Genomic DNA, 22,483 nt, shown 5'->3' with positions numbered 1-22,483 from the left:
TCTTAGTCTGCGAGTTGAATAGTTAGTTTCTCGTCGTGGACGTTAGCTGCACGCAGCACCTCCACGATGAGATCGCGCTCTACTTGTTTAATGCGTTCATGGAGGGTGGACTCGTCATCGTCCGCGTCAATGACAACGGGGCGCTGCGCGATGATGGAGCCGGTATCCACGCCCGCGTCCACAAAGTGGACGGTAGAGCCAGTGATCTTCACGCCATAATCTAGGGCGTCGCGCACCGCGTGCGCTCCCTTGAAGGCAGGCAGTAGCGCCGGGTGGGTATTGATGGTGCGGCCTTCGAAGCGGTCCAAGAATTCCTGGCCCAGGATCTTCATAAAGCCCGCAGAAACAACAACGTCTGGCTGCGCAGCATCTACTGCGTCAACCAGACGTTGATTCCATTCGGCGCGATCCGCACCCAGCGCCACGACCTCGGTTTCAATCCCGTGGCCCTGTGCGCGCGCAATACCGTGGCATTCCTTATCCGCCACCACCTTCACTACCTGGTAATGCCCGGCCTGGGCATCCACGATGGCTTGTAGCAGGGAACCCGTTCCAGAAACGAGCACCACCACTCGGAGGCGTTCAGGGTCAGCGGTATAGCGCGGAGGCATCGGTGAAGTCACGCGCTATAGCCTAGCCCCTCTCCCCCTCCTCGGGGGAATCTTCGCCCGCGGAGTCCTGCTCACTCTCCCCCATTTGGTCCTTGAGCTGTTGGCTCAGCGGCTTGGCGACGCCCCTTTCATTGCCCTCCTCAGCCTCATCCTGCTGCTTTGCTGTTTCTTCAGCTGGAGTGTCCTCTTCTTTCTGCTCTTCTTCCGGTTCCCCTGCGGCCTCGCCAGGTGCGGAATCCTGGGGCTCGTCCTCGACTACCTCGGCATCAACGATTTCCGGATCGGTGATGGGCTCGCGCTCCGGTTCGGCGGGGGCGTCGTCAGTTTCGGCGGTCGCTGCATCGGTCACCTCGGTAGTGGTGGCATCAGCAGCGGGCTCATCGGCGGCTGGGTCCGCACCAGGTACCGTGCGGGCCGCGCGCCAGGCCACGAAGGCGAAGCCTGCGGCAACGGCACAACCAACGACAGCCATCCACAGGGCGGTAAGGCCTGCGGCAGTCCACAGCTGCGGGCCGGTCGCGCCGTAGTAGCCAAGGTCACCGCTGACAAGATAGCAGGCAACCAGCATGAGTACTGCGGAGGCCACCGTAGCTACGAGGACGTCTTGAAAGCTCGGACGTTTCTTGTACAAAGAGTAGATTGCAGCGCCGAGGGGGACGATCAATAGCGCCACCGCCCAGCTGGGCGCGGAGGCAGGAATGCCGCCGGTAATGGGCAGCGGTGGCAGCGGCACGAGGTGGGCGCTAAAGAGGCTTACCGAGCCTTCGCCTACGGAGAACTCCGAGCCCACCAATACCGCCGCGGTGCTCACGATGGCATTGGGAATGTAGAGCACGCTCAGCAGCACGAGTCCGGCAATGCCTAAGCCGGAGATCGTAGGATAGTCATTCATCATCTCGCCCTGGCGGGAGACATTGACAAGGAATACCACCGCAAAGACTGCGGCTGCGCCAATGGCCAGGTAGGCGAGATAGCGAAGGGCGATCTGGGTGGCGTCGACAAGCGGGCGCGGTACCCCATAACGCTTGGCCAACGCCCGCCACAAGCGCCACCCCATACCGGACGCCATGGCGGCCAGATGCAGAACAATAACGCGCAGCAACGCCTGCGCCAGATTAGGCGGGGAGACGTCATAGACCTTGCCCGCATCCCACAGCATCAGCCACGCGATGATGGTAAATACCACCGGCACACCAAGCACGCAGGCCAAAAGAGTAAGCAGGTCCTTGACGCTGACCTTGTGTTTTACCGCGCTGCGCACACGAACCGCCACCACCGCGGCGAGAATAAGCGCTGGCAAGGCCGGCAGGAAGGAAATATGCACATCAGCCGCAGAGACCGGGGCGAGGTTAAAGACCATCCAGGCCTCCGCCACGATGGTGTACCACCACGCCATGGGAGAGCCGGTGAGCATGAGACCGCCAAGCGCGATGGCCATAATGATAAGGACAATAACCACGTTGGACACTGCCGCCGTAATGAGCATGCGGCGAATGCGCCCGGCTTTGGTCAACGGCGCGGGCGTACGGCGCGCCTTGGCCTTGGAGCCGGCCTTGCGAGCGACGCGCTGCGCCGATCCAGAGGACTGGCGTGACCCACTGGGATGAGGCGCGCGTGGGGTGCGCTCCGCGCGCACCGTACGGCCCCGCGCCTGGCTACGCGGGCGGGGCGTTGACCGAGATTGGGGGCTGGTGTTTTTGTTCATCGGCGTCCACTTTGCCACCTTCCGGAAGTGAAATCGGGGTGGCGCGACGAGGCACTCGCAAAATCACCGGCGGCAACCCCTGTACCTGGGCTATACAAATATATAAGGAGTATAAAATCTACCCTGGTTTCACACCCTTAACTCTGGCGGTAATACTATTGAAGGAAAAGGCCGCTAGTTTTGCGTGACGCACGCGGAGCTCGCGTGGGATCTTTATCGCACTAATAACATTCCGTGTGCCCCATGTTGCCTGCTCGTGGACAATTTCCCCAAGGCGAGCCTGAAAATTCTTTAATTTGGGTTGCTGTTATCTTTTCGAGACGCTACTGTTACATCTCGTTGGTAACAAGAAGGTCACAATCTCGTAACTAACTCGGTGGGGACGTAACACTCGTTCTGCGCAGATTGTGAAAATGACGAAAGAAGACCTAATGCGAAGCAAAGTTCAGCGTGGCGCCGGCCGCCATCGCAAGATTGTCACCTCGCAGACCACGAAGGGCCGCATTGCCGTAATGACGGTTGCGGCAGGTGCAGTTTCCACGGCCGGCGTTGGTGGCGCAGCCGCCGCAAACATCCAGTCCGATGACGCGGCCACCACCAAGACGCAGTCCGTTGACTTCGAGCTCGCCTCTGACTCCACCCAAGTTGAGGATGCTGCTGCGGCTCCGGTTGATACCACCCCACAGATCCTCAACGTGGCTGAGGCTAAGCCAGTTACTGATCTGACCGATCAACTCAACAAGGCCATTCAGGCCTCTGAAGAGCGCGCCGCTGCCGACGAGGCTGCTCGCGCTCCGTCCGTAGCTCGCCCTGCCGAAGGCGCATTCACATCCCCATTCGCTATGCGCTGGGGCACCTTCCACAAGGGCGTCGACATCGCCAACTCTCCCGGCACCCCAATCCTTGCCGTCATGGATGGTACGGTCATCGACTCCGGTCCAGCCTCCGGCTTTGGCCAGTGGATCCGCATCATGCACGACGACGGCACCATGACCGTTTATGGTCACATGCAAACTCTTGACGTTGCCGTTGGCGAGCACGTGCACGCCGGCCAGAAGATTGCTGGCATGGGCTCGATGGGCTTTTCCACCGGCTCCCACCTCCACTTCGAAGTTCACCCGAACGGTGGCGAGGCAATCGATCCGCAGCCTTGGCTGGCTGAGCGAGGCATCGACCTCTAAGACCCACCCCCAATACCTTCTTGTTAAGCGCCGCAGTGGCTTTCCCTGCGGCGCTTTTTCATGTCCACAATTTCGCTAAAGGCACCAGCGACAGCTCCCGACCACCTAGGCTGCAGCCAGCCTTTCCCAAGACTCCTCAGGGGCGTCCCGGCATTCCCATTGCGCCGCCCACAAAGGGCAAGCCTCGCCAAGGCAAGCACCCCAGCACCGGGCCCACAGCACATCTTGCGCCACACAGGCAAGTCCAGTACGCAGACTTGTCGCAGGTAAATGCGCATTTTTCGCCAATCGATGGCCCTGAACACGACACGCTATTCCCAGAGCGGCACATCCACCCCCGAAGCCTACCCCCAGACCCTAAACCAATACTTTACAGACGCCCCTCCAGTCACATTCGTAACACGCGCAACAAGCTGGCATGTTCGAAAGATTTCGAAATATTTCCGCCGCTACCAGCGTTTTTTAAGATTGCGCGGGCCATTCGAGCGGGCTACCTTTTAACTCGTTGCCACGAGCGATTACGAGCGCAAGCATTTCGGCTTTCGGCGTGTCGCGGTTGGCAGTTCAAAGACGCCATCCTCTCTAGGATTTGGGCGCCCCAAGACCATGCACAGCCATGAAAAGGACTTTAACTATGAAGCGCATGAACCGCGCACGCAAGAACGTGGCGCTGAGCATCGTTACGCTTGGCACCGTACTTGCTACCGGCACCACCGCTTTTGCTGCAGAGCCAGTGGCTAGCGTGGACGTATCGGACGGCTCCTCCGAGCCCACCGCTACCAATGTAGATAACGCCGGCGTGGTCGACGCCCTTGTTGGCCTGGCCACCACCACCGTAGGCGTATTGAACGGCGAGGCTACTCCGCAGGTAGATGGAAACGAATCCGGCGGCGTCAATATCGTCCTAGACCCGGGCACTGTACCGGGCCTGAAGGAAGCTTTCGCACCGCAGGGGAATCACTCCGGACTCACCACGAAGCGCGGCAAGGACTCCGCGGGCAATACCGTGGTCTTTCCTACCTCCGGCACGCTTACTTCTGGCTTCGGCCCGCGCTGGGGCACGATGCACAACGGCATCGACGTTGCGAACTCCGTGGGTACCCCGATTCTGGCGGTCATGGACGGCACCGTCATCAACTCCGGCCCAGCACAGGGCTTTGGCAATTGGATCCGCATCCAGCACGATGACGGCACCATCTCCGTCTACGGCCACATGCCGGCAGACCAGCTCAAGGTAAATGTGGGCGAGCGCGTGACCGCGGGTCAGGAAATCGCCGGCATTGGCAACGAGGGCCACTCCACTGGCCCGCACCTCCACTTTGAGATTCACCCAGGCGGAGGCGCCCCCGTTGACCCAGTTTCCTGGTTCAACGAGCGCGGCATTTCGGTCTAAAGCTTTTCCATCGGCACTCCGCCGATGAGCATCAGCCGGACCTTACCGGAAGAACCAAAGTCCACGGTGACCGTGGCGCGCTTGCCGGAGCCGGACGTCTCAATGACAGTTCCGAGCCCGTACTTGGCGTGATTGACGCGGTCACCCACGGCTAGGTTGAGGTTATTGTTCTTAGGCATCGAGGTCGCCGCCGGCTTGCTGGTGCGCTGCGATGGGGAAGACGCAGCGCACCCTCCACGGCGCGACCCAGACCTGGAACCACCACTGCCCCACCCGGACCAGTCGCGGCCGTAGGAACGACCATATTGGTAGTCGTCCTCGCCCCACGCGCCGGTCAGGGAGCTATCGGAGTCTTCGCGCCGCCAGTTGATGAGGTCTTCTGGGACCTCGCCGAGGAAGCGGCTGGCGGGATTAGTCACCGGATTGCCCCACGCCGAGCGCAAAATGGCACGGGTAAGGTACAGCTGCTCGCGAGCGCGGGTAATGCCGACATAGGCCAAGCGGCGTTCCTCGCTTAATTCCTTCGGGTCACCCAGTGAGCGCATATGCGGGAATTGACCATCCTCCCAGCCGGTCAAAAAGACTACGGGGAACTCAAGGCCCTTGGCGGTGTGCAGAGTCATCATGGTGACCACACCGGTCTCGGAATCTGGAATCTGGTCAGCATCGGCCACCAGCGACACCTTTTCCAAGAATGCCTGCAGCGAACCGGGCGCAGCTTCGCCCTCCTCTACTAGCTCGGAGGGGTCCACTGCATCCGCACCGAATGCGGCAAGCTGGTTGGCCGCCTCCGAGGTGAATTCGCGCGCCACCGATACCAACTCGTTGAGGTTATCTAGGCGCGCACCGTCCTGTGGATCATTCGAATTTTCCAATTCCGCCTTGTATCCCGTGGCATCCAAAATGGCGGAAAGCAGCTCGCCCAAATCCGGTTGGCCGGTAACCTCATCGCGCATGGACGGGATCTGATTGCGGATACCTTCCATCATGTCGTTGAATTTGCCCACCGCATTGATGGCCCGGGTGCCAAGGCCAGGGACGTCGCCCCGGGGGACATCGGCAAGCGCCTTGCCAAAGCTAATGCCGTGGTTTTCCGCATGGAGGGCAATATGCCCCTGCGCCTTGTCACCAATGGCACGCTTGGGCACATTGATAATGCGGCGCAGGCTCACCGTATCGTCCGGATTATCCAAGATGCGCAGGTAGGCCACCATATCGCGGATTTCGCGCCGCTCATAAAAGCGCGTGCCGCCCACAACCTTGTACGGAATACCGGAACGAATAAAGATATCTTCCAGTGCACGAGAGGCGTTATTGGTGCGGTACATGACCGCGATATCGGAATAGCTGCGGCCCTTATCCGCCAAGGAGTCGATTTCAGAGGCGATGAACCGCGCCTCATCGTGCTCATTATCGGCAACATAGCCTACGATCTGCTCGCCCTCACCGTGGGCGGTCCACAGGTTCTTCTCGCGGCGGTTCTCATTTTTTGCAATAACAGCATTGGCCGCATTGAGAATGGTCTGGGTGGAGCGATAATTCTGTTCCAGCAAGATGGTGTGCGCCTGCGGGTAGTCGCGCTCGAATTCTTGAATATTGCGGATGGTCGCGCCGCGGAAGGCATAAATGGACTGATCGGAATCGCCCACTACGCACAGCTCCGGCGCATCCGGACCGAGCTCTCCCCTACCCACGAGCGCGGCAACCAGGGCGTATTGGGCATGGTTGGTGTCCTGATACTCATCAATAAGCACATGCTTGAAACGCCGGCGATAAAAATCCACCACCTGCTGGTGCTGGGTGAAAATCCGCACCACCTCACCGATGAGATCATCAAAGTCCACGGCATTGGCCGCGCGCAGGCGGCGCTGGTATTCGGCATAGACCTGGGCCACGGTGGTCTCAAATGGGTTCTTGGTCTGCTGCGCCTTCTCCAGCGCGGATTCGGGACCGATGAGCTCGTTTTTGTGATTAGAAATCTGATTGGCCAGCACACGCGGGGTGTACTTCTTCAGATCCAGCTGCATGTCCTTGGCAATCATGGACAACAGCCGGCGGGCATCATCGCCATCATAAATGGTGAAGTTGGTATTAAGCCCCGGCACCAGCTGCGCATTTTGGCGCAGGATGCGCACGCAGATGGAGTGGAAGGTAGATACCCACATGCGCTCAGCCACGGGGCCTACCAGCCCGCCCACACGCTCCTTCATTTCCGCTGCGGCCTTATTAGTAAAGGTAATGGCGAGGATCTCCCACGGGTTCACCCCGCGATGGCGCATGAGATAGGCAATGCGGCGGGTAAGCACGGCGGTCTTGCCGGAACCAGCGCCGGCCACGATAAGCAGCGGGCTGCCCGAGTGGGTAACGGCCTCAAGCTGCTGCGGGTTGAGACCCTCGGTCAAGGCATCGGGGGATTCGGAATGCGGGCTCGCTGCGCGCGGTGCGCCGAAGCCGCCAAAGGGGCTTGGCGTGGGTGCGCCGCCGGTGGACGGGGAAGGGCTAAAAGGAGAGTTTTCGTTCATAATGCCTTCCAACCTACTAGCCCCACCGGACACGCCCCGTATCCGCCGTGCGAGCTGCTATTTCCTTTTGCGCGGGCGGGTGGCACAATATGGTCTTATGACCGCAGAAGATAACAAGGACATCGTCGATAACGGCCTGGACATCCGCACGCCTTCGGGTACGGATGATCCCCTATCTGATGCGGAGATCCAGCAGTATCGCGAAGAAATCAACCGCATGGACCGCATCATCTTGGATGCCGCCAAGCGCCGCACGGAAGTCTCTCAGGCTATTGGCCGCACCCGCATGAGCTCCGGCGGCACCCGCCTGGTTCACACGCGCGAGATCGCCATTTTGAATCAGTTCCGCGATGAACTTGGGGAAGAAGGCCCCACCATCGCCTCGGCGCTACTGCGGATGGGCCGCGGCCGCCTGGGTTAGCCGAATAATTACGACCCAGCCGATACTATGCAGTACGCTGAATTAGCATGAATGCAGTTCTCGTCGCCGTCATAGTCATGCTCGTGCTCGCCCTCCTGCGCGTGCATGTGGTGGTAGCGCTCTTCCTAGGAGCCATCGTCGGCGGGCTCCTGTCGGGCATGGGCCTCGATGCCACCATGGTCGCCTTCCAAGATGGCTTGGGCGGCGGCGCCAAGATTGCCCTCAGCTATGCCCTCTTGGGCGCTTTTGCCATGGGCGTGGCCTCGGCCGGGCTGCCACAGGTCCTAGCTAATTTCCTCATCCGCAAGCTCGGCGGCAGCGGCGAAGCAGACCCCAAGGCCGCCTTGGCCACCAAGTGGATCCTCATCCTCGGGCTCATCGCCATGTCCGTGATGAGCCAGAACCTCATCCCGGTCCACATCGCCTTCATTCCGCTCATCATCCCGCCGCTACTTACAGTGATGAATAAGCTGCGCTTGGACCGCCGGCTGATTACTACCTGCCTGACCTTCGGCCTTATCACAACCTACATGTTCATTCCGGTGGGCTTTGGCTCCATCTACTTAAATGACATCCTGCTCTTTAATATCCAGCAGGCAGGGCTTGATACCTCCGATATCAATATCATGCAGGTTATGGGCGTACCGGCGCTCGGCATGCTCGCTGGCCTACTCATCGCTATCTTCTTTAGCTACCGCAAGCCGCGCGACTATGAAAACCTGCCCATCACGGCTGAGGAACACCAAGAGGCCCCCTCTGCCTATAAGGTGTGGGTTTCTGTCGTGGCCATCATTGCCACCTTTGCGGTGCAGATCGTCATGCAGACGCTCGACTTCGAATCCGATGGCCTCATGGTCGGCGCGCTAACCGGCCTGGGCATTTTGCTGCTTACCGGCGCGGTGGATTGGAAGCACGCGGATGACGTCTTTACCAATGGCATGAAGATGATGGCGCTCATCGGATTCATCATGATCACCGCCCAGGGCTTTGCCTCGGTCATGACGGCTACCAATGAGGTCGGCCCGCTGGTGGATGCCACCGCTAACCTCTTTGGCACCAATAAGGTCCTCTCCGCCGGCGCGATGCTGGTGGTGGGCCTCGTGGTCACCATGGGCATCGGCTCGTCCTTTTCCACCCTGCCCATTATTTCCGTTATCTATGTACCGCTGTGCGTGTCGTTGGGCTTTAGCCCCGCAGCCACCGTGGCGCTTATTGGCACGGCAGGCGCGCTTGGCGACGCCGGCTCTCCCGCCTCCGATTCCACCCTCGGCCCTACCGCGGGCTTGGGTGCGGATGGCCAGCACGACCACATCCGCGACTCGGTCATTCCCACCTTCATCCACTTCAATATCCCACTGCTTATCGCCGGTTGGGTAGGCGCACTCATCCTCTAAGACGGCCCGACGCGGTGGCGCTTTCTGGACTACGGTGGGAGAGGTACATGTTGCCAATGCGCTAGTTGCCAGAAAGGCCTACCACCATGGATATCACCGCATCTGCCCAGTGGAGCGAGCTCGCGAAGGTATATGAGGAGAAGAAGGACCTCAACCTCCGCGAGCTTTTTGCCGCCGATGCAGACCGCGCCCGCAACTTCACCTTCGACGCCGCCGGGCTGCACGTCGATCTGTCGAAGAACCTGATCGACGGGGACATCGTCAAGCAGCTGGTTGAGATAGCCAAGGCCGCCGACCTTGAGGCCCGCCGCGATGCCATGTTCGCCGGCGAGCACATTAATAACACCGAGGATCGCGCCGTGCTGCATACCGCGCTGCGCATCCCGGTCGAAGATGACTTGAGCGTTGATGGCCAGGATGTTGCCGCCGATGTCCACGAGGTCTTGGGCCGCATGCGTGATTTTGCCACTGCGCTGCGCTCCGGCGCTTGGCTGGGGCATACCGGCCACACCATCAAAAAGGTGGTCAACATCGGCATCGGCGGCTCTGACCTTGGTCCGGCCATGGCGGCCAAGGCGCTGCGTTCCTATGAGGTCGCTGGCATCTCCGCCGAATTCGTCTCCAACGTGGACCCGGCCGATATGGCCGCCACGCTCGATGGCCTCGATGCAGAATCCACCCTGTTTATCATCGCCTCCAAGACCTTTACCACCCAGGAGACGCTGACCAATGCGCACGCCGCGCGCCGCTGGCTCATCGAGCAATTCGATGGTGACGAGTCCGCCGTGGCCAAGCACTTCGTCGCCGTGTCCACCAATGCGGAGAAGGTAGCCGAGTTCGGCATCGATACCGAGAACATGTTCCCGTTCTGGAGCTGGGTCGGCGGCCGCTACTCCGTAGATTGCGCCATCGGCCTCTCCCTCATGTGCACCATCGGCCCGTTGGACTTCATGCGCTTCCTCGAGGGCTTCCACGCCATGGACGAGCACTTCCGCACCACTCCACTGGAAGAAAACGTCCCGGCGCTCATGGGCCTCCTCGGTGTCTGGTACACCAACTTCTTCGGCGCCCAGACCCACGCCGTGCTGCCCTACTCGCAGGACCTGGGCCGCTTCCCGGCCTACCTGCAGCAGTTGACCATGGAATCCAATGGCAAGTCCGTGCGCCGCGATGGCACCGCGGTTACCGCCCCGTCCACCGGGGAAATCTACTGGGGCGAGCCGGGTACCAATGGCCAGCACGCCTTCTTCCAGCTCATGCACCAGGGCACCCGCCTCATCCCGGCGGACTTCATCGGCTTTGCTCGCCCGAAGCAGGACTTCCCCACCGCCGATGGCTCCGGCTCCATGCATGACCTGCTCATGGGCAACTTCTTTGCCCAGACCAAGGTGCTGGCCTTTGGCAAGACCGCAGAAGAAATCGCGGCCGAAGGCGTAGACGAGGCCATCGTGCCGCACAAGGTCATGCCGGGAAACCGCCCGACCACCACCATCCTGGCTGAGGAGCTGACCCCCGCCGTGCTCGGCGCGCTCATCGCCCTCTACGAGCACATCGTGTTCACCCAGGGCATTATCTGGGATATCAACTCCTTTGACCAGTGGGGCGTGGAGCTGGGCAAGCAGCAGGCGAATGACCTGGCTCCGGCTGTCTCCGGCGCTGAGGCTGCCAACTCCGGCGACCAGTCCACCGATGAGCTCATCGGTTGGTACCGCTCCAACCGCTAAAGGCCCACTTTTAGCCGCGTTATCCCCGCCCAGCCACTCGGCGGAACGGATAACGCGGCCGCTTTTTGGCCTCTTTCGGCCCCCGCAATGCAAAACAAGCACGTTCTGCCCAAAATCAAGGCGAAATTGGGCGAAACGTGCTTGTTTTGTCAGCGGAATGCAGCTTAGAGCTTGACCATCGGCTCCCAGCCGAAAGGAATGTCCTCCGAGTTCACAATCCGGCGGCCGAAGGGGAAACAGGTCACCGGGATCATCTTCAGGTTGGCCAGGGCGGCCGGGATGCCCACGATGGTCACTACCTGTGCCGCCGCGGTGGTGACGTGGCCAATGGCCAGCCACAGGCCGGCGACCACGAACCAGACGATGTTGGAGAAGGTGGACATGGAGCCACTGCCCTTTACCGGCTGCACCACCGAGCGGCCGAATGGCCACAGGGCGAAGTTAGCCATGCGGAACGACGCCACGCCCGCTGGAATGGTGACGATAAAGATGCAGGCGATAATGCCGAAGATGAAGTAGGCCAGGGCGAGAAGGAACCCGCCGGTAATGAACCAAATGATATTGAGAAGGGTACGCATAGCCCCCACCCTAGCGGCCTACGCCGAGCGGTGAAGCGGCTGGCAGTGCGGGCACCACCAGATGATGCGCTCGAGTTCGCCTTCGTCGCCGCCCTGGTCCACGCCGCCGAGCGCGCCCTTGGTAATGAACGTGCCGCAGCGGCGGCAGCGCTTTCGATTGCGTCCGAAGACGTAGGTGGTCTCCCCGGCGCGGCGCACGCCGGTGGTCACGCGCACCGGGGAGGTTCGGTTGGCCCACATGATGCGCCGAGAGATATCGAGGATGCGGGCGGTATCTACCTCGGCTACTGGAGTGGCGGGATGCACGCCGGCCAAGAAACAGACCTCGGCGCGGTATTCATTGCCGATGCCAGCGACGACCTTTTGGTCGAGCAGCGCCGCACCGATGGCGCGCTGCGGCCGAGAGTTGAGCCGGCGCAGGGCCTCCTCGCGATCCCAGTCGGGGTCGAGGATGTCCGGACCGAGGTGCGCGATGCGCTGGTGGTAGTGGTCGGCGGGATAGATGTCCACGAAGCCTAGCTGGTGGCCAACGACCTCGATATCGCGCGGCGAGTTGGCCAGCTGCAGCACGATGCGGGCGGTGTGTCCGGGCTTGCGCCAGCGATCGCCTGCGTAGTGGATGGCCCAGGTGCCCTCCATCTTGAGGTGGGTGTGCACGATGGTCTGGTCGAATTGCATAAACAGGTGCTTGCCGTAGGGCCAGACGCGCTCGCACACCATGCCATCGAGGTGAACGGTGGCGTAGCGCGGCACGCGCACGGAGCAACCGGTGACCTCGCGGCCGGCCATAAACTGCAGTCGGTTGGATAGCTGCAGGACGGAATCGCCTTCGGGCATAACACCTCCTGTGGATCTTTAGCGGCGGTACCCGCCGCGCGGACGGAATCCACCATTATTGCGCGGAGCCGGCGGTGGATCATCAAAGCTGAGTTCTTCGATGGCCTCGGATGCCCGGCGGCCTGCGCGCGGGGTGCGCGGGGCGGCGGCGCGAGCGGAGATGCGCACGCCCTTCGGCGTAATCCCGGCGCCGGCTTCGCGCAGGTGAGCCGCCGCATCGGTTTTATGGATGGGGCTGCCATTGCACTTTTCGACGACCAACGGGGACAACACTCCCCTCGCCACCATGTCCGTCAGCGCAGAGACCAAGCGGGGATAGACCTCGGCGGCGTCGATGCCGTCGGGCAGCGATTCGATGAAGGTGGTGAGGGTTTTGCCGCCGCGGGTGAGGTGGGCGATGGGTAGGCCGTCGATAAGCACTACCAGCGCACCGGCCGAACGGGTGGGCCCGCCGGTGGCTTTGCCGTCGGCGTCGTCGCGCTGCGGCCAGGGCAAGGCAGCGCCGTACGGGTTGGCCGGGTCGCAGGCGGCGAGGACATAAGTCTCGGGCTCGGTGGTGCCAGAGGGCCAGCCGGTCACATCCGGGGAATCGGCCAAGCCACGCAGGCGGTCGATAATGGAGGGCGTGGAAAATTGGGCGGCGCCGAGGCCGTCGATGACGTAGCCGCGCATGGCTTTGCCGGATTCCTCGAAGCCGGAGAGCACCTTATAGGCCAGCGCGAAACCGCCGAGCACATCCTCGGCCACGACGGAGCCGCGGGTGAGCACGCCGTAGCGATCGAGCCAGGCCTCGCCGTGGGCGACGGACCGGGAGGTGGCATCGGTGGCGGCAGGGACCGCAAGCGACCACCGGCCCATGACATCGGGCGGGGTCTGCGCCGCCGCGGTGTTCTGCGCTTGGGCGAAGGAGGTGCGCCCCATGCGCAGGCGGGAGCGGGTGGGCCGGCGCTTCGAGCGGTGCGCGGTGCGGCCTGAGCGCGAGCCGCCGGAAGCCAGCCGGGTACGAAGAGGCGCGAAAGAATCGGGGCTAACCAGGCCCATCTCTACTAGCCCCCAGAGGGCCTCGCGGGTCTCCTCGGTGGTACCGGGGACCTCGGCGGCGATATCGGCAAAGAGGAAGCCACCGCCGCGGCCAAGGACGTCGAGGATAGCGCGCTGCAGCATGCTCACCCCCTCGGCATCGGTTTCCGGGGCGAGCTGGGCGGCATAGTCCGAGGGCAGCAGCATGATCCATGGGTCGGCCGCACCGGCCTTGCCGGCGCCTAGGATGAGCACCTCGCCATTGGAGGTGAGTTCATCGAGCATGGTGGGAGAATAATCGCCCACGCGGGCGGGCAGGATGAGCGATTCCCACGCAGAGGCGGGCAGGCGCACCCCGGCGAGCTGCTCGATGACGGAAAAGACGCCATCCGCCCCGCGCAGCGCGGGGCGCTTGCCGGCCGGGGCGATGCTATGCCACTCCGGCAAGAAGCGGGCGAAGGTAGCGCCCGAGACCGGCTCGGTGGCAGCCCTAGCTGCGGCGAGCGAGCGCGAGCGAATCGTCTTCAACACCGCTGCGGCGCAGTACTCCTGCTCCTCCACTCCCTGTCGGTAGCGGCCTTCTACTACCCCATCGAGCGTGCCAAGGACGGTGTGCGCGGCGGAGACGGAAATGCCGAAGGCTTCGGTGAGATCGCGCAGCACAAACGGTCCACGGGTGCGCGCCCAGCGCGAGACCAGCTGTGGCAGGGCATCGGAAATGGTGGCCACCTGGGCGGGGATGCCGGGAGGAATGGGGATACCCAGGGCGTCGCGAAGCAGGGGTGCGTCCTGGGCCTGGGCTAGGTGCTCGCGCCCGCCAATGCGCACGCGCATAATCCGGGTGCGCAGCTGGTCCAGGGCGGATACCGGCACGTCGGTGTGCTCGCCCAGCTCGTCGACGGGAACCGGCCCCAGCACGCGCAGCACGTCCGCCACCTCCTCGGTGGTACGAGCCCGGCGCGAGGCATCGGTGCGCTGGAGCTGGGCGTGGACCTCGGCGATGATCTCCGGATCGAGCAGCTCACGCAGCTCTACCGTGCCCAGCAGCTTGGCTAATAGCGCTGGGTCGAGGGCTAGGGCGGCCGCGCGCTTTTCCGCCAGCGGGGAATCGCCCTCGTACATGAACGCGCCGGTGTAGTTAAATAGCAGCGAAGAGGCGAAGGGAGAAGGCTGCTCGGTGGTGACCTCCGCGATGCGGATGCGGCGGTGGCCCAGCTCCCGCATGACCTCCGTGAGCGCAGGAACGTCGTAGACGTCCTGGACGCACTCGCGCACCGTCTCCAGGATGATGGGAAAGGACGGGTACTTGCGGGCGACGTCCAAAAGCTGCTCGGCTCGCTGACGCTGCTGCCACAGCGGCGCACGCTTGCCGGGATTGCGCCTAGGCAAGAGCAGCGCGCGGGCCGCGCACTCGCGGAAGCGGGAGGCAAAGAGCGCGGAATTGCCCACTTGCTCGGCCACGATATCGGCAATCTCATCGGCATCGAAGGCAAAGATGGATCCATCGGGCTCGGATTCTGCCTCCGGCAGGCGCAGCACAATGCCGTCATCGCCGGCCACCGCCTGCGGGTCCATGCCGGTGCGCTCGCCCACCCGGGCGCCTACCGCAAGTGCCCACGCGGAGTTCACCGGCCGGCCAAACGGGGTATGCAACACCACGCGCCAGTCCCCCAGCTCATCGCGGAAGCGCTCGAGCACCAAAGTCTTTTCATCCGGAATAACACCGGTGGCCTCGTTTTGCTCCTGCAGGTAGGCCACGATATTGGAGCGCGCATTATCGTCGGCATCCGCGATAACTTCCGGCGAGCTAAAGACCTCGCGGCGGTACTCGCCCAGTGCCTTGCCCAGCTCATAGGGGCGACCCGCGCCATCGCCATTCCAAAATGGCAGGCGGCCGGTATGCCCCGGCGCGGGGGTGACCAGCACTTGGTCGCGCGTGATGTCCTCGATGCGCCAACTGGTTGCGCCCAGGGTGAAAACATCGCCCACCCGGGACTCGTAGACCATCTCTTCATCCAGCTCGCCTACCCGGCGCGGGGCGCCACCGGAGCCCTCACCGGCGCCGGTATAGAGGAATACGCCAAACATGCCCCTATCCGGAATCGTGCCGCCGCTGGTCACGGCCACGCGCTGGGCACCAGGCCGCGCGGTCATCACTCCCGTCACGCGGTCATAGACCACGCGTGGTTTGAGTTCCGCAAAATCCGTGGACGGGTACACGCCACTGACCAGGTCCAGCACGGAGTCATAGACCTCGCGCGCCAGGTCGCGGTAGGGCCAGGCTCGACGGACCATTTCGTACCACTCATCGGCATCGAGCCCATCGTCCCCGGCCGCGGCCACGGCCGCCACCGTCTGCTGCGCCAGCACGTCCAGCGGGTTGCGCGGGGTATGCATCTCCTCAATGAGGCCGGCGCGCATGCGCGCTACCGTCAGAGTGGACTGCACCAGATCCGCGCGATGCTTGGGATAAAAGGAGCCGTGCGATACCGCGCCCACAAAGTGGCCCGCGCGGCCCACACGCTGCAGGCCGGAGGCCACGGAGGGCGGCGATTCCACCTGCACCACCAGCTCCACGGCACCCATATCGATGCCCAGCTCCAGCGAGCTAGTGGCCACCACGGCCTTGAGCGTGCCTTCCTTCAGCATGGTTTCAGTCATCGCGCGCTCATCCTTAGACACCGAGCCGTGGTGGGCGCGCGCGATAACCGCCGGGGCCTTGCCAGCGACGTCGACCTGCTTCATCAGCTGGGCTGGGTCCCGACGTGTCTCGGGTGACAGCGAATCCGGATCATGCTCTTGTGCATAGAGCTCATTGAGCCGGCTGGTCAGCCGCTCGGCGGTGCGGCGGGAATTGACAAATACCAACGTGGAGCGGTGCGCCATGATCTCCGCATAGAGGTCATCCTCGATATACGGCCAGATGGACTTCGCCGTGGGCAGCGCGGATTCATCCACTGAAGGCGCGCTAATCCCGATGGCATCATCCACGGTCATCTCCCCGATGGTGGAGCCTTGCTCCGGCGTGGGGAGATCGGACATATCCTCCACGGGCACGTGCACGTCCAGCTGCCACTTCTTTTCTGCGTCCGGTGCCACGATCTCCACCGGCCGGTTACCGCCCAAGAAGTTTGATACCGCAGACAGCGGCCGCACGGTGGCGGAAAGCCCGATGCGCTGGAAGTCCCCTGCCACCCGCTGCAGGCGCTCCAAGGTCAGCGCTAGGTGCACGCCACGCTTGGTGCCGGCCAGGGCATGGATCTCATCGATAATGACGGTATCCACCGTCTTCAAAATCCCCGCTGCCTTGGAGGTCAGCATCAAATAGGCCGACTCCGGGGTGGTGATCAAGATATCCGGCGGCTTGCGCACCTGCCGCGCACGCTCAGCAGACGGCGTATCGCCCGAGCGCACGCCTACTGATATATCCGGCACGTCCAGCCCTAGGTTCTCCGCGGTGCGCGCAATACCGGTCAGTGGGGCGCGCAGGTTATTTTCCACGTCCACGCCCAGCGCCTTGAGCGGCGAGATATACAGCACCTTCACCCCGGCGGCGGATCCAGCAGTCCCTGAGCCCACCGGCAGCGCCAGCTGGCCCTCGCGCTCGACCAAATTATTCAGCGCCCACAAGAACGCGGCGAGCGTCTTACCGGAGCCGGTAGGCGCCACCACAAGGGCGTGCTCACCGCGGGAAATCTTCTCCCAGGCCTGCGCCTGCACGGCGGTGGGAGCGGCAAATACATCCCGAAACCACTGCGCTACTTGAGGCCGGAAGCGGTCGAGGATGTTTTCTGGCATGCCCACACTCTAGTCCGCGTTGTAATGTGGGCACCATGACCGTCGAGATTTCTGATTCCCGCCTGACCAATTCCCTCGCCCAGGGCTGCGGTGAGATCCTTAAAGGCGTGCGCAACGGGGGCCTGCTGCGGGGCCTTTCGCTTGGCGACGCCGGCGATGAAGCCGCCCAGGAATGGATCGCCCGCGTCCTCGAACAGCACCGCCCCCAAGACGGCATGCTCTCTGAGGAAGCCGCCGATGACCTTACCCGCTTGAAGAAGGACCGCGTATGGATCGTGGACCCGCTCGACGGCACCAAGGAATTCGCCACTGGCCGCCAGGACTGGGCGGTGCACATTGCCCTCGTAGAAAATGGCATCCCTATCCACGCGGCGGTGGGCCTGCCGGATCTCGGCGTTACCTTTAAGTCTTCGGACGTTCGCGCGGTCACCGGCCCGCTGTCAAAGAAGTTCGTCATCTCCCGCAACCGCCCGCCCAAGGTAGCCGGCTACATCGCGGAGAAGATGGGCTATGAAACCGTGGGCGTCGGCTCCGCGGGTGCGAAGGCCATGCACGTACTGCTTGGCGATTATGACGGTTATATCCATGCCGGCGGCCAGTACGAGTGGGATCAGGCCGCCCCAGTGGGCGTCGCCCAAGCCTCCGGCCTGCACTGCTGCCGCCTCGACGGCTCCGAGATCCGCTTCAATAATGAGGACACGTTCATCCCGGATATCCTCATCTGCCGCCCCGAGCTCAAGGATGAGATCTTGGAGCATGCCCAGGCCTTTGCCGAGGAGCACGGCGGATTCTAAACTAGTGCGCATGATTGAGACCCCGTACGAGGATCTGCTGAAGAAGGTCCTAGAAACCGGCACTCCCAAAGGCGATCGCACCGGCACCGGCACGCGCTCCATTTTCGGCGCGCAGCTACGCTATAACCTGGCCGAGTCCTTCCCGCTGCTGACCACCAAGAAGGTCTACTTCCATGCGGTGCTGGGCGAGCTGTTGTGGTTCCTCAAGGGCGAGTCCAATATCAAGTTCCTGCAGGACAATAAAGTCCGCATCTGGAATGAATGGGCGGATGAGAACGGCGAACTGGGCCCGGTCTACGGCGTGCAGTGGCGCTCTTGGCCCACCCCGGACGGCCAGCACATTGATCAGATCCAGCAGGCGCTCGACACTCTGAAGAATAACCCGGACTCCCGCCGCAACCTGGTCTCCGCATGGAACGTCGCGGAGCTAGACAAAATGGCACTGATGCCTTGCCACCTGCTCTTCCAGCTCTACGTGGCCGATGGCACCTTGTCCATGCAGGTCTACCAGCGCTCGGCCGATATGTTTTTGGGCGTTCCCTTCAATATCGCCTCCTACGCGGCGCTGACCCACATGTTTGCCCAGCAGGCCGGCCTCAAGGTGGGCGAGCTCATCTGGACCGGCGGCGATTGCCATATTTATAACGACCACGTGGAGCAGGTCAAAGAGCAGCTGTCCCGCGAGCCGCGCCCCTACCCGCAGCTCAACCTGCACAAGGCGGAAGACATGTTCTCCTATGACTTCGCCGACTTTGAGATTGAGGGCTACGATCCCCACCCCACCATCAAGGCGCAGGTGTCCGTTTAATGTTGGGCGCAATCTGGGCACAGTCCCTAGACGGCATCATTGGCGATGGTAAGCAAATGCCCTGGCACGTGCCGGAGGATCTCAAGCACTTTAAGGATGTAACCATGGGCGCGCCGGTCATCATGGGCCGGAAAACCTGGGAGTCCCTCAATCCTAAGTTCCGCCCGCTTCCTGGCCGCGAGAACTACGTGCTCTCCTCCCGCACCCCCGGCCAGTGGTCCGCCGGCGCGCAGGTGCTCACCGCAATGCCCCCGCTTTCCGACGCCTGGGTCCTCGGCGGCGGCCAAATCTACTCCGCCACCTTGGACCAGGTGGACCGCATTGAGGTCACCCTCATGGGCGTCAATATCGGCAATGTTTATGGCGATAAATCCATCTATGCCCCCGACATCCCCGAGGAGTTCGGCCTCGCCCACAGCACCGACTGGCTCACCTCCGACAAGGGCCATCTCGCCCTACCGGACCAAGAGGCCAGCGATCTCCCCATCAAGTACCGCTTTTTAACCTACGACCGAAAGGATGCAGCCTAATGTCTGTTGCTACCCCAGAAACCAACTCCGACGTCACCATCTTCTACGCCGACTGGTGCCCATTCTGCGCCAAGCTGATTAAGAACCTTGACCGCACCGAAACCCCGTACGAGCTTGTCGACGTCGAGGCCGACAATACCGAGGACATCAACGCCTGGATCGAATCCGTCAACGACGGCAACCGCATCATCCCCACCGTCCTCTACTCCGATGGCACCCACGAGACCAACCCACCGGCCTCCTCCGTGCGCAATAAGCAGAAGGAATTGGCGGACAACTAAGCCATTTCGGGGCGCTCCTGCCCCACTGCTATGATTAGCCAAGTTGCACACGCAACCCCGCCCCAGTAGCTCAGGGGATAGAGCACGGCTCTCCTAAAGCCGGTGTCGGTGGTTCGAATCCACTCTGGGGCACCATTGTCATGAGTCGCGACATCGTTGACAAACCGGCATCTCAGTTGCTTTTTGTTCTGGGGTGCCGGTTTCTTCGATCGGGCGGTCAGTGTATGGGCTCACCGTTCCGAGCAGCAGTACCAGGACGTCGTAAAGAACACCTACGCGTGACGGGCGGAGCCATTTCCCTCTCGGGCTCGAGAAGGTGCCTTAAGTCCTAAATGGCCGCACTTTATTTCGACGCCACTGGATTGCGACCTTGATGGCGTACAGCTTTAACGATTCCCATATTGCGATTAAGACTGTTCATAGTGTCAAACATGTCCCGACTCACCAGTCAAGTATCACTCGACACGGTAAGGTAGCCCTAAGCGTCAAATATGTCGCGGCTGACCTGTCAAGCATCACGACGATTCCCTCAGGCACAGACTGTCAAATATGTCATGAACTCAGACACACTCTGGGGCACCATTGGGGGTTCGAAGAATTAGGTTTGATTGTTCAAACAACCCCCGAAAGCATGAAACAATGCCTCTTCCTACAAAAGTAGGTGGGCATTTCCTGTTATGCGCGGACTGCCATCCGAGACCTGTGCCCGAAAACGCAACTAGAGTTCGCTATCCGCTAATGGCGTCCAGCTGCTGCTCATTTCAAATCAGACACCATTTATTGGCTAAAGTTCTCGGAGGCGACTCTCGCGTAGATGAGGGTGTCGGTCCATTCGCCCTTGCTGAACCAGTCTTGGACGTGATGCGCTTCGAGCCGGAGTCCAACATGGTTAGCAAGTGCCGCGGAGGCGCTGTTGCGGGCATCCATCTGCGCGGTGATGCGGTGGAGATGGTAATGGTCAAACCCGAGAGCAAGTACCGCGCGAACAGCTTCGCTTGCGAATCCTTGCCCACCGTATGCCGAGTTCAAAACCCACCCGATCTCGCCCTGACGGTGCTCCTTATCTGTAAGCCACAGTGCGACGTCTCCTATGGGGGTGCCGTCATACTCGATGACTAGTGCAAGTGCAGCAGTCTCACCATCGAGGTCAGTTTTTGATTGCCGCTCCGTAAGCTTGTCACGGGTAACTTCCACAGTCCATGGCTCGTCCAACAGGAAACGAGCAACGTCAGGTTGCGAGTACAGCTTGTGAAGCCATGCGACATCGTCTGTCTCGTGCAGACGGAGTCGAAGTCGTTCTGTCACCAACGGTTACTGGGCGGCGGTCACGAGATCGCGCTGGTAGTGGAACAATTCCCCGCGCTGTCCTGCGGGCGTGGTCCCTACGCCTCGTCCGGTCTCGCGGAATCTCGCCGTCGTCAAGCAGTGCTGGGAGGCCTTGTTTTCCGGAAGCGTGCGTGCTGTCAAGGTTCTAAGTCCACTGTTGCGCGCGAAGCGTGATGCCAGCTCCAAGCCCCGACGGGCATGTCCTTCCCCTCGCGCACCTGGATGAATCCAGAACCCGACCTCGGCAGCCTCGGAGCTAACGTCAAAGAGAACCACGGAACCCACGAACCGGTCGGTCTCGGCGTCGGCAAGTGCTAGGACTGCCAACGTGCCGGACGAGAGGCCCGTCGCAACCTCGTCACAGATCATCCGTCGCACGGACTCGGGGGTGTAATCAGGTTCAGGCAGATGAGCGAAGCGCCGCACAGCTTCGTCTTTTGTGCCTGCTGCATACGCGTCTGCGTCCAGTTCGGAGAGAAGGCGTAGGCGAGTGTTCTCAAGAGCGATCGGAAGGTTGGTAGCATCCAGCATGTGCCAAAACTAACATAGTTTGGATAGGTGGTTCAAGCATGTTTGGTTAGGCTGGTGGGGTGAGCTACTGGGAACATCGGAAACCTGTGCAACGCCATCGCGCCGTGGATATTGCGGAAGTTGCAAGAGCATCGGGCAGACTGTTGGACGAAGGTGGTTTGAAGGCACTCACCATGAGGGCTGTGGCGCAACAGGTGGGCGTCGCCCCAGCTAGCCTGTACTCCCGTGTGAAGTCGGTAGACGACTTGTTCGACCTTGCTCTCGATGTAGTGCTTGCAGACGATCCCGTGATGTCCGAGTCGATCAACAACGCCGACCTGCCCGCTCTGATGCAAGCTTTCTTCACGCACCTCACAACCCACCGGTGGGCCGGTCAGGTCATCGGCATGCGTGCCCCCAGAGGCCCTGCTTACCTGGCCCTTTCTGAGCGTATGTGCGTCCTGCTTGAACGAGAGGGAGTCTCGGATCCGTTGGGAACTGCCTACCGGTTATCAAACCTAGTGATCGGCGCCGCCCTGACCGCGCCCATGGCGCCCGACGAAAAGCGTGTTGCCATCAACCCCGAACAAGCGCCGACTTATGCCCGCCTCCACGCGGCGCACCACATTAGCCCACAAGAGATCCTCTCCGAGGGCATCAAGAAACTTTTGTCTTGACGGAACCATCCCATTTCGGGCAGCGGCAGTGTGAGGAATACTCAGAAATGGCGAGAGGAAGCTCAGCTGGGCCAGTAGTGGAGTAGCCCGGGCTAGGGATTACTCGACTGTCCCCATGTGAAGCCTCGAGACATCGTTCCGGTTGGTATCTTGAGACTTTTGCTCTTCGAATGGTCGGAGTGGCAAGAATTTCGTAGTCTGGGCCCATGAAACTGCTACTTGCCTCATTCCTGCACCCTGACTTAGGCAACTACATTTCGGGTCGGGTGCTATATATCGATGATGCCGCTTCAGAGATGAGGTTACCCTCGTTTAGTGGACACCCTATTTGTACGGATCTTGTGTCCGTAGGAGAGGATGTTCATTGTGAGTC

The 22,483-nt window shown here is 61.6% G+C and carries 18 protein-coding genes and 1 tRNA gene; 11 read left to right on the top strand and 8 right to left on the bottom strand.

Annotation, left to right across the window (positions count from 1 at the left end; all coding sequences use genetic code 11):
• Positions 1-2: 2 nt before the first annotated feature.
• Both purN and QP941_RS10525 read right to left on the bottom strand, forming a co-directional pair.
• Positions 3-611: a phosphoribosylglycinamide formyltransferase gene (purN, locus tag QP941_RS10530; RefSeq protein ID WP_251068576.1), complete on the bottom strand. Its 609-nt coding sequence runs from the start codon at positions 609-611 to the stop codon at positions 3-5.
• A 22-nt stretch (positions 612-633) separates the two neighbouring features.
• Positions 634-2,334 (bottom strand): cell division protein PerM, encoded by a 1,701-nt coding sequence (locus tag QP941_RS10525; protein ID WP_284868893.1) that lies wholly within the window; start codon positions 2,332-2,334, stop codon positions 634-636.
• A gap of 413 nt (positions 2,335-2,747) precedes the next feature.
• Here QP941_RS10525 and QP941_RS10520 point away from each other — a divergent pair, with 413 nt between their 5' ends.
• Both QP941_RS10520 and QP941_RS10515 read left to right on the top strand, forming a co-directional pair.
• On the top strand, positions 2,748-3,497 hold the full coding sequence (locus QP941_RS10520; RefSeq protein WP_284868892.1) for a M23 family metallopeptidase: 750 nt from the start codon (positions 2,748-2,750) through the stop codon (positions 3,495-3,497).
• 634 nt (positions 3,498-4,131) lie between these two features.
• Entirely contained in the window at positions 4,132-4,890 is a 759-nt protein-coding gene (locus QP941_RS10515; protein WP_284844134.1) for a M23 family metallopeptidase, read from the top strand.
• On the opposite strand, the gene pcrA is transcribed toward QP941_RS10515, so the two are convergent.
• Entirely contained in the window at positions 4,887-7,412 is a 2,526-nt protein-coding gene (pcrA, locus tag QP941_RS10510) for a DNA helicase PcrA (RefSeq protein ID WP_284868891.1), read from the bottom strand. The genes QP941_RS10515 and pcrA overlap by 4 nt on opposite strands.
• A 97-nt stretch (positions 7,413-7,509) precedes the next feature.
• Between pcrA and QP941_RS10505 the strand changes: the two genes are divergently transcribed.
• The 3 genes from QP941_RS10505 (at position 7,510) to pgi (ending at position 10,951) form a co-directional block, all read left to right on the top strand.
• Entirely contained in the window at positions 7,510-7,833 is a 324-nt protein-coding gene (locus QP941_RS10505) for a chorismate mutase (protein WP_023021988.1), read from the top strand.
• Positions 7,834-7,880: 47 nt separating this feature from the next.
• Positions 7,881-9,227: a Na+/H+ antiporter family protein gene (locus QP941_RS10500; RefSeq protein WP_284868890.1), complete on the top strand. Its 1,347-nt coding sequence runs from the start codon at positions 7,881-7,883 to the stop codon at positions 9,225-9,227.
• Between the two features lie 86 nt (positions 9,228-9,313).
• Entirely contained in the window at positions 9,314-10,951 is a 1,638-nt protein-coding gene (gene pgi, locus QP941_RS10495; protein WP_284868889.1) for a glucose-6-phosphate isomerase, read from the top strand.
• A 164-nt stretch (positions 10,952-11,115) separates the two neighbouring features.
• On the opposite strand, the gene QP941_RS10490 is transcribed toward pgi, so the two are convergent.
• From QP941_RS10490 to QP941_RS10480, 3 genes are read right to left on the bottom strand one after another with little or no spacing between them, the layout of a single operon-like run.
• Complete coding sequence (locus QP941_RS10490) at positions 11,116-11,529, bottom strand: YccF domain-containing protein (protein ID WP_236882525.1); 414 nt, start codon at positions 11,527-11,529, stop codon at positions 11,116-11,118.
• 18 nt (positions 11,530-11,547) lie between these two features.
• Complete coding sequence (locus tag QP941_RS10485; RefSeq protein ID WP_284868888.1) at positions 11,548-12,366, bottom strand: DNA-formamidopyrimidine glycosylase family protein; 819 nt, start codon at positions 12,364-12,366, stop codon at positions 11,548-11,550.
• An 18-nt stretch (positions 12,367-12,384) separates the two neighbouring features.
• The gene (locus QP941_RS10480) at positions 12,385-17,184 is read right to left on the bottom strand and encodes an ATP-dependent helicase (RefSeq protein WP_284868887.1); all 4,800 of its coding nucleotides are present in this window, start codon (positions 17,182-17,184) and stop codon (positions 12,385-12,387) included.
• A 35-nt stretch (positions 17,185-17,219) separates the two neighbouring features.
• Between QP941_RS10480 and QP941_RS10475 the strand changes: the two genes are divergently transcribed.
• From QP941_RS10475 to QP941_RS10455, 5 genes are all read left to right on the top strand, one after another.
• Positions 17,220-17,978: a 3'(2'),5'-bisphosphate nucleotidase CysQ gene (locus QP941_RS10475; protein WP_284868886.1), complete on the top strand. Its 759-nt coding sequence runs from the start codon at positions 17,220-17,222 to the stop codon at positions 17,976-17,978.
• A complete protein-coding gene (locus tag QP941_RS10470; RefSeq protein WP_284868885.1) occupies positions 17,941-18,786 on the top strand; it encodes a thymidylate synthase in 846 nt (281 codons plus the stop codon). Before QP941_RS10475 ends, QP941_RS10470 begins: the two co-directional genes overlap by 38 nt.
• A complete protein-coding gene (locus QP941_RS10465; protein WP_284868884.1) occupies positions 18,786-19,316 on the top strand; it encodes a dihydrofolate reductase in 531 nt (176 codons plus the stop codon). Before QP941_RS10470 ends, QP941_RS10465 begins: the two co-directional genes overlap by 1 nt.
• Positions 19,316-19,597 (top strand): glutaredoxin domain-containing protein, encoded by a 282-nt coding sequence (locus QP941_RS10460; RefSeq protein ID WP_284868883.1) that lies wholly within the window; start codon positions 19,316-19,318, stop codon positions 19,595-19,597. The genes QP941_RS10465 and QP941_RS10460 overlap by 1 nt, the downstream gene beginning before the upstream one ends.
• Positions 19,598-19,656: 59 nt before the next feature.
• Positions 19,657-19,732: transfer RNA gene (locus QP941_RS10455), tRNA-Arg, on the top strand.
• Positions 19,733-20,374: 642 nt separating this feature from the next.
• Here QP941_RS10455 and QP941_RS10450 read toward each other — a convergent pair.
• Together QP941_RS10450 and QP941_RS10445 are read right to left on the bottom strand one after the other, a co-directional pair.
• Positions 20,375-20,902 carry a GNAT family N-acetyltransferase gene (locus QP941_RS10450; RefSeq protein WP_250413527.1) on the bottom strand — a complete coding sequence of 176 codons (528 nt, stop codon included), beginning with the start codon at positions 20,900-20,902 and terminating at the stop codon, positions 20,375-20,377.
• 6 nt (positions 20,903-20,908) lie between these two features.
• Positions 20,909-21,454, bottom strand: coding sequence for a GNAT family N-acetyltransferase (locus QP941_RS10445; RefSeq protein ID WP_284868882.1), 546 nt, complete (start codon positions 21,452-21,454; stop codon positions 20,909-20,911).
• Between the two features lie 86 nt (positions 21,455-21,540).
• Between QP941_RS10445 and QP941_RS10440 the strand changes: the two genes are divergently transcribed.
• On the top strand, positions 21,541-22,110 hold the full coding sequence (locus QP941_RS10440) for a TetR/AcrR family transcriptional regulator (protein WP_284868881.1): 570 nt from the start codon (positions 21,541-21,543) through the stop codon (positions 22,108-22,110).
• Positions 22,111-22,483: the final 373 nt, after the last annotated feature.

Source organism: Corynebacterium sp. MSK150 (genome assembly GCF_030229215.1).
Lineage (GTDB): Bacteria > Actinomycetota > Actinomycetes > Mycobacteriales > Mycobacteriaceae > Corynebacterium.
The sequence above is the reverse complement of the archived record's forward strand: the minus strand, read 5'-3'. Positions and strand labels throughout refer to the sequence as shown.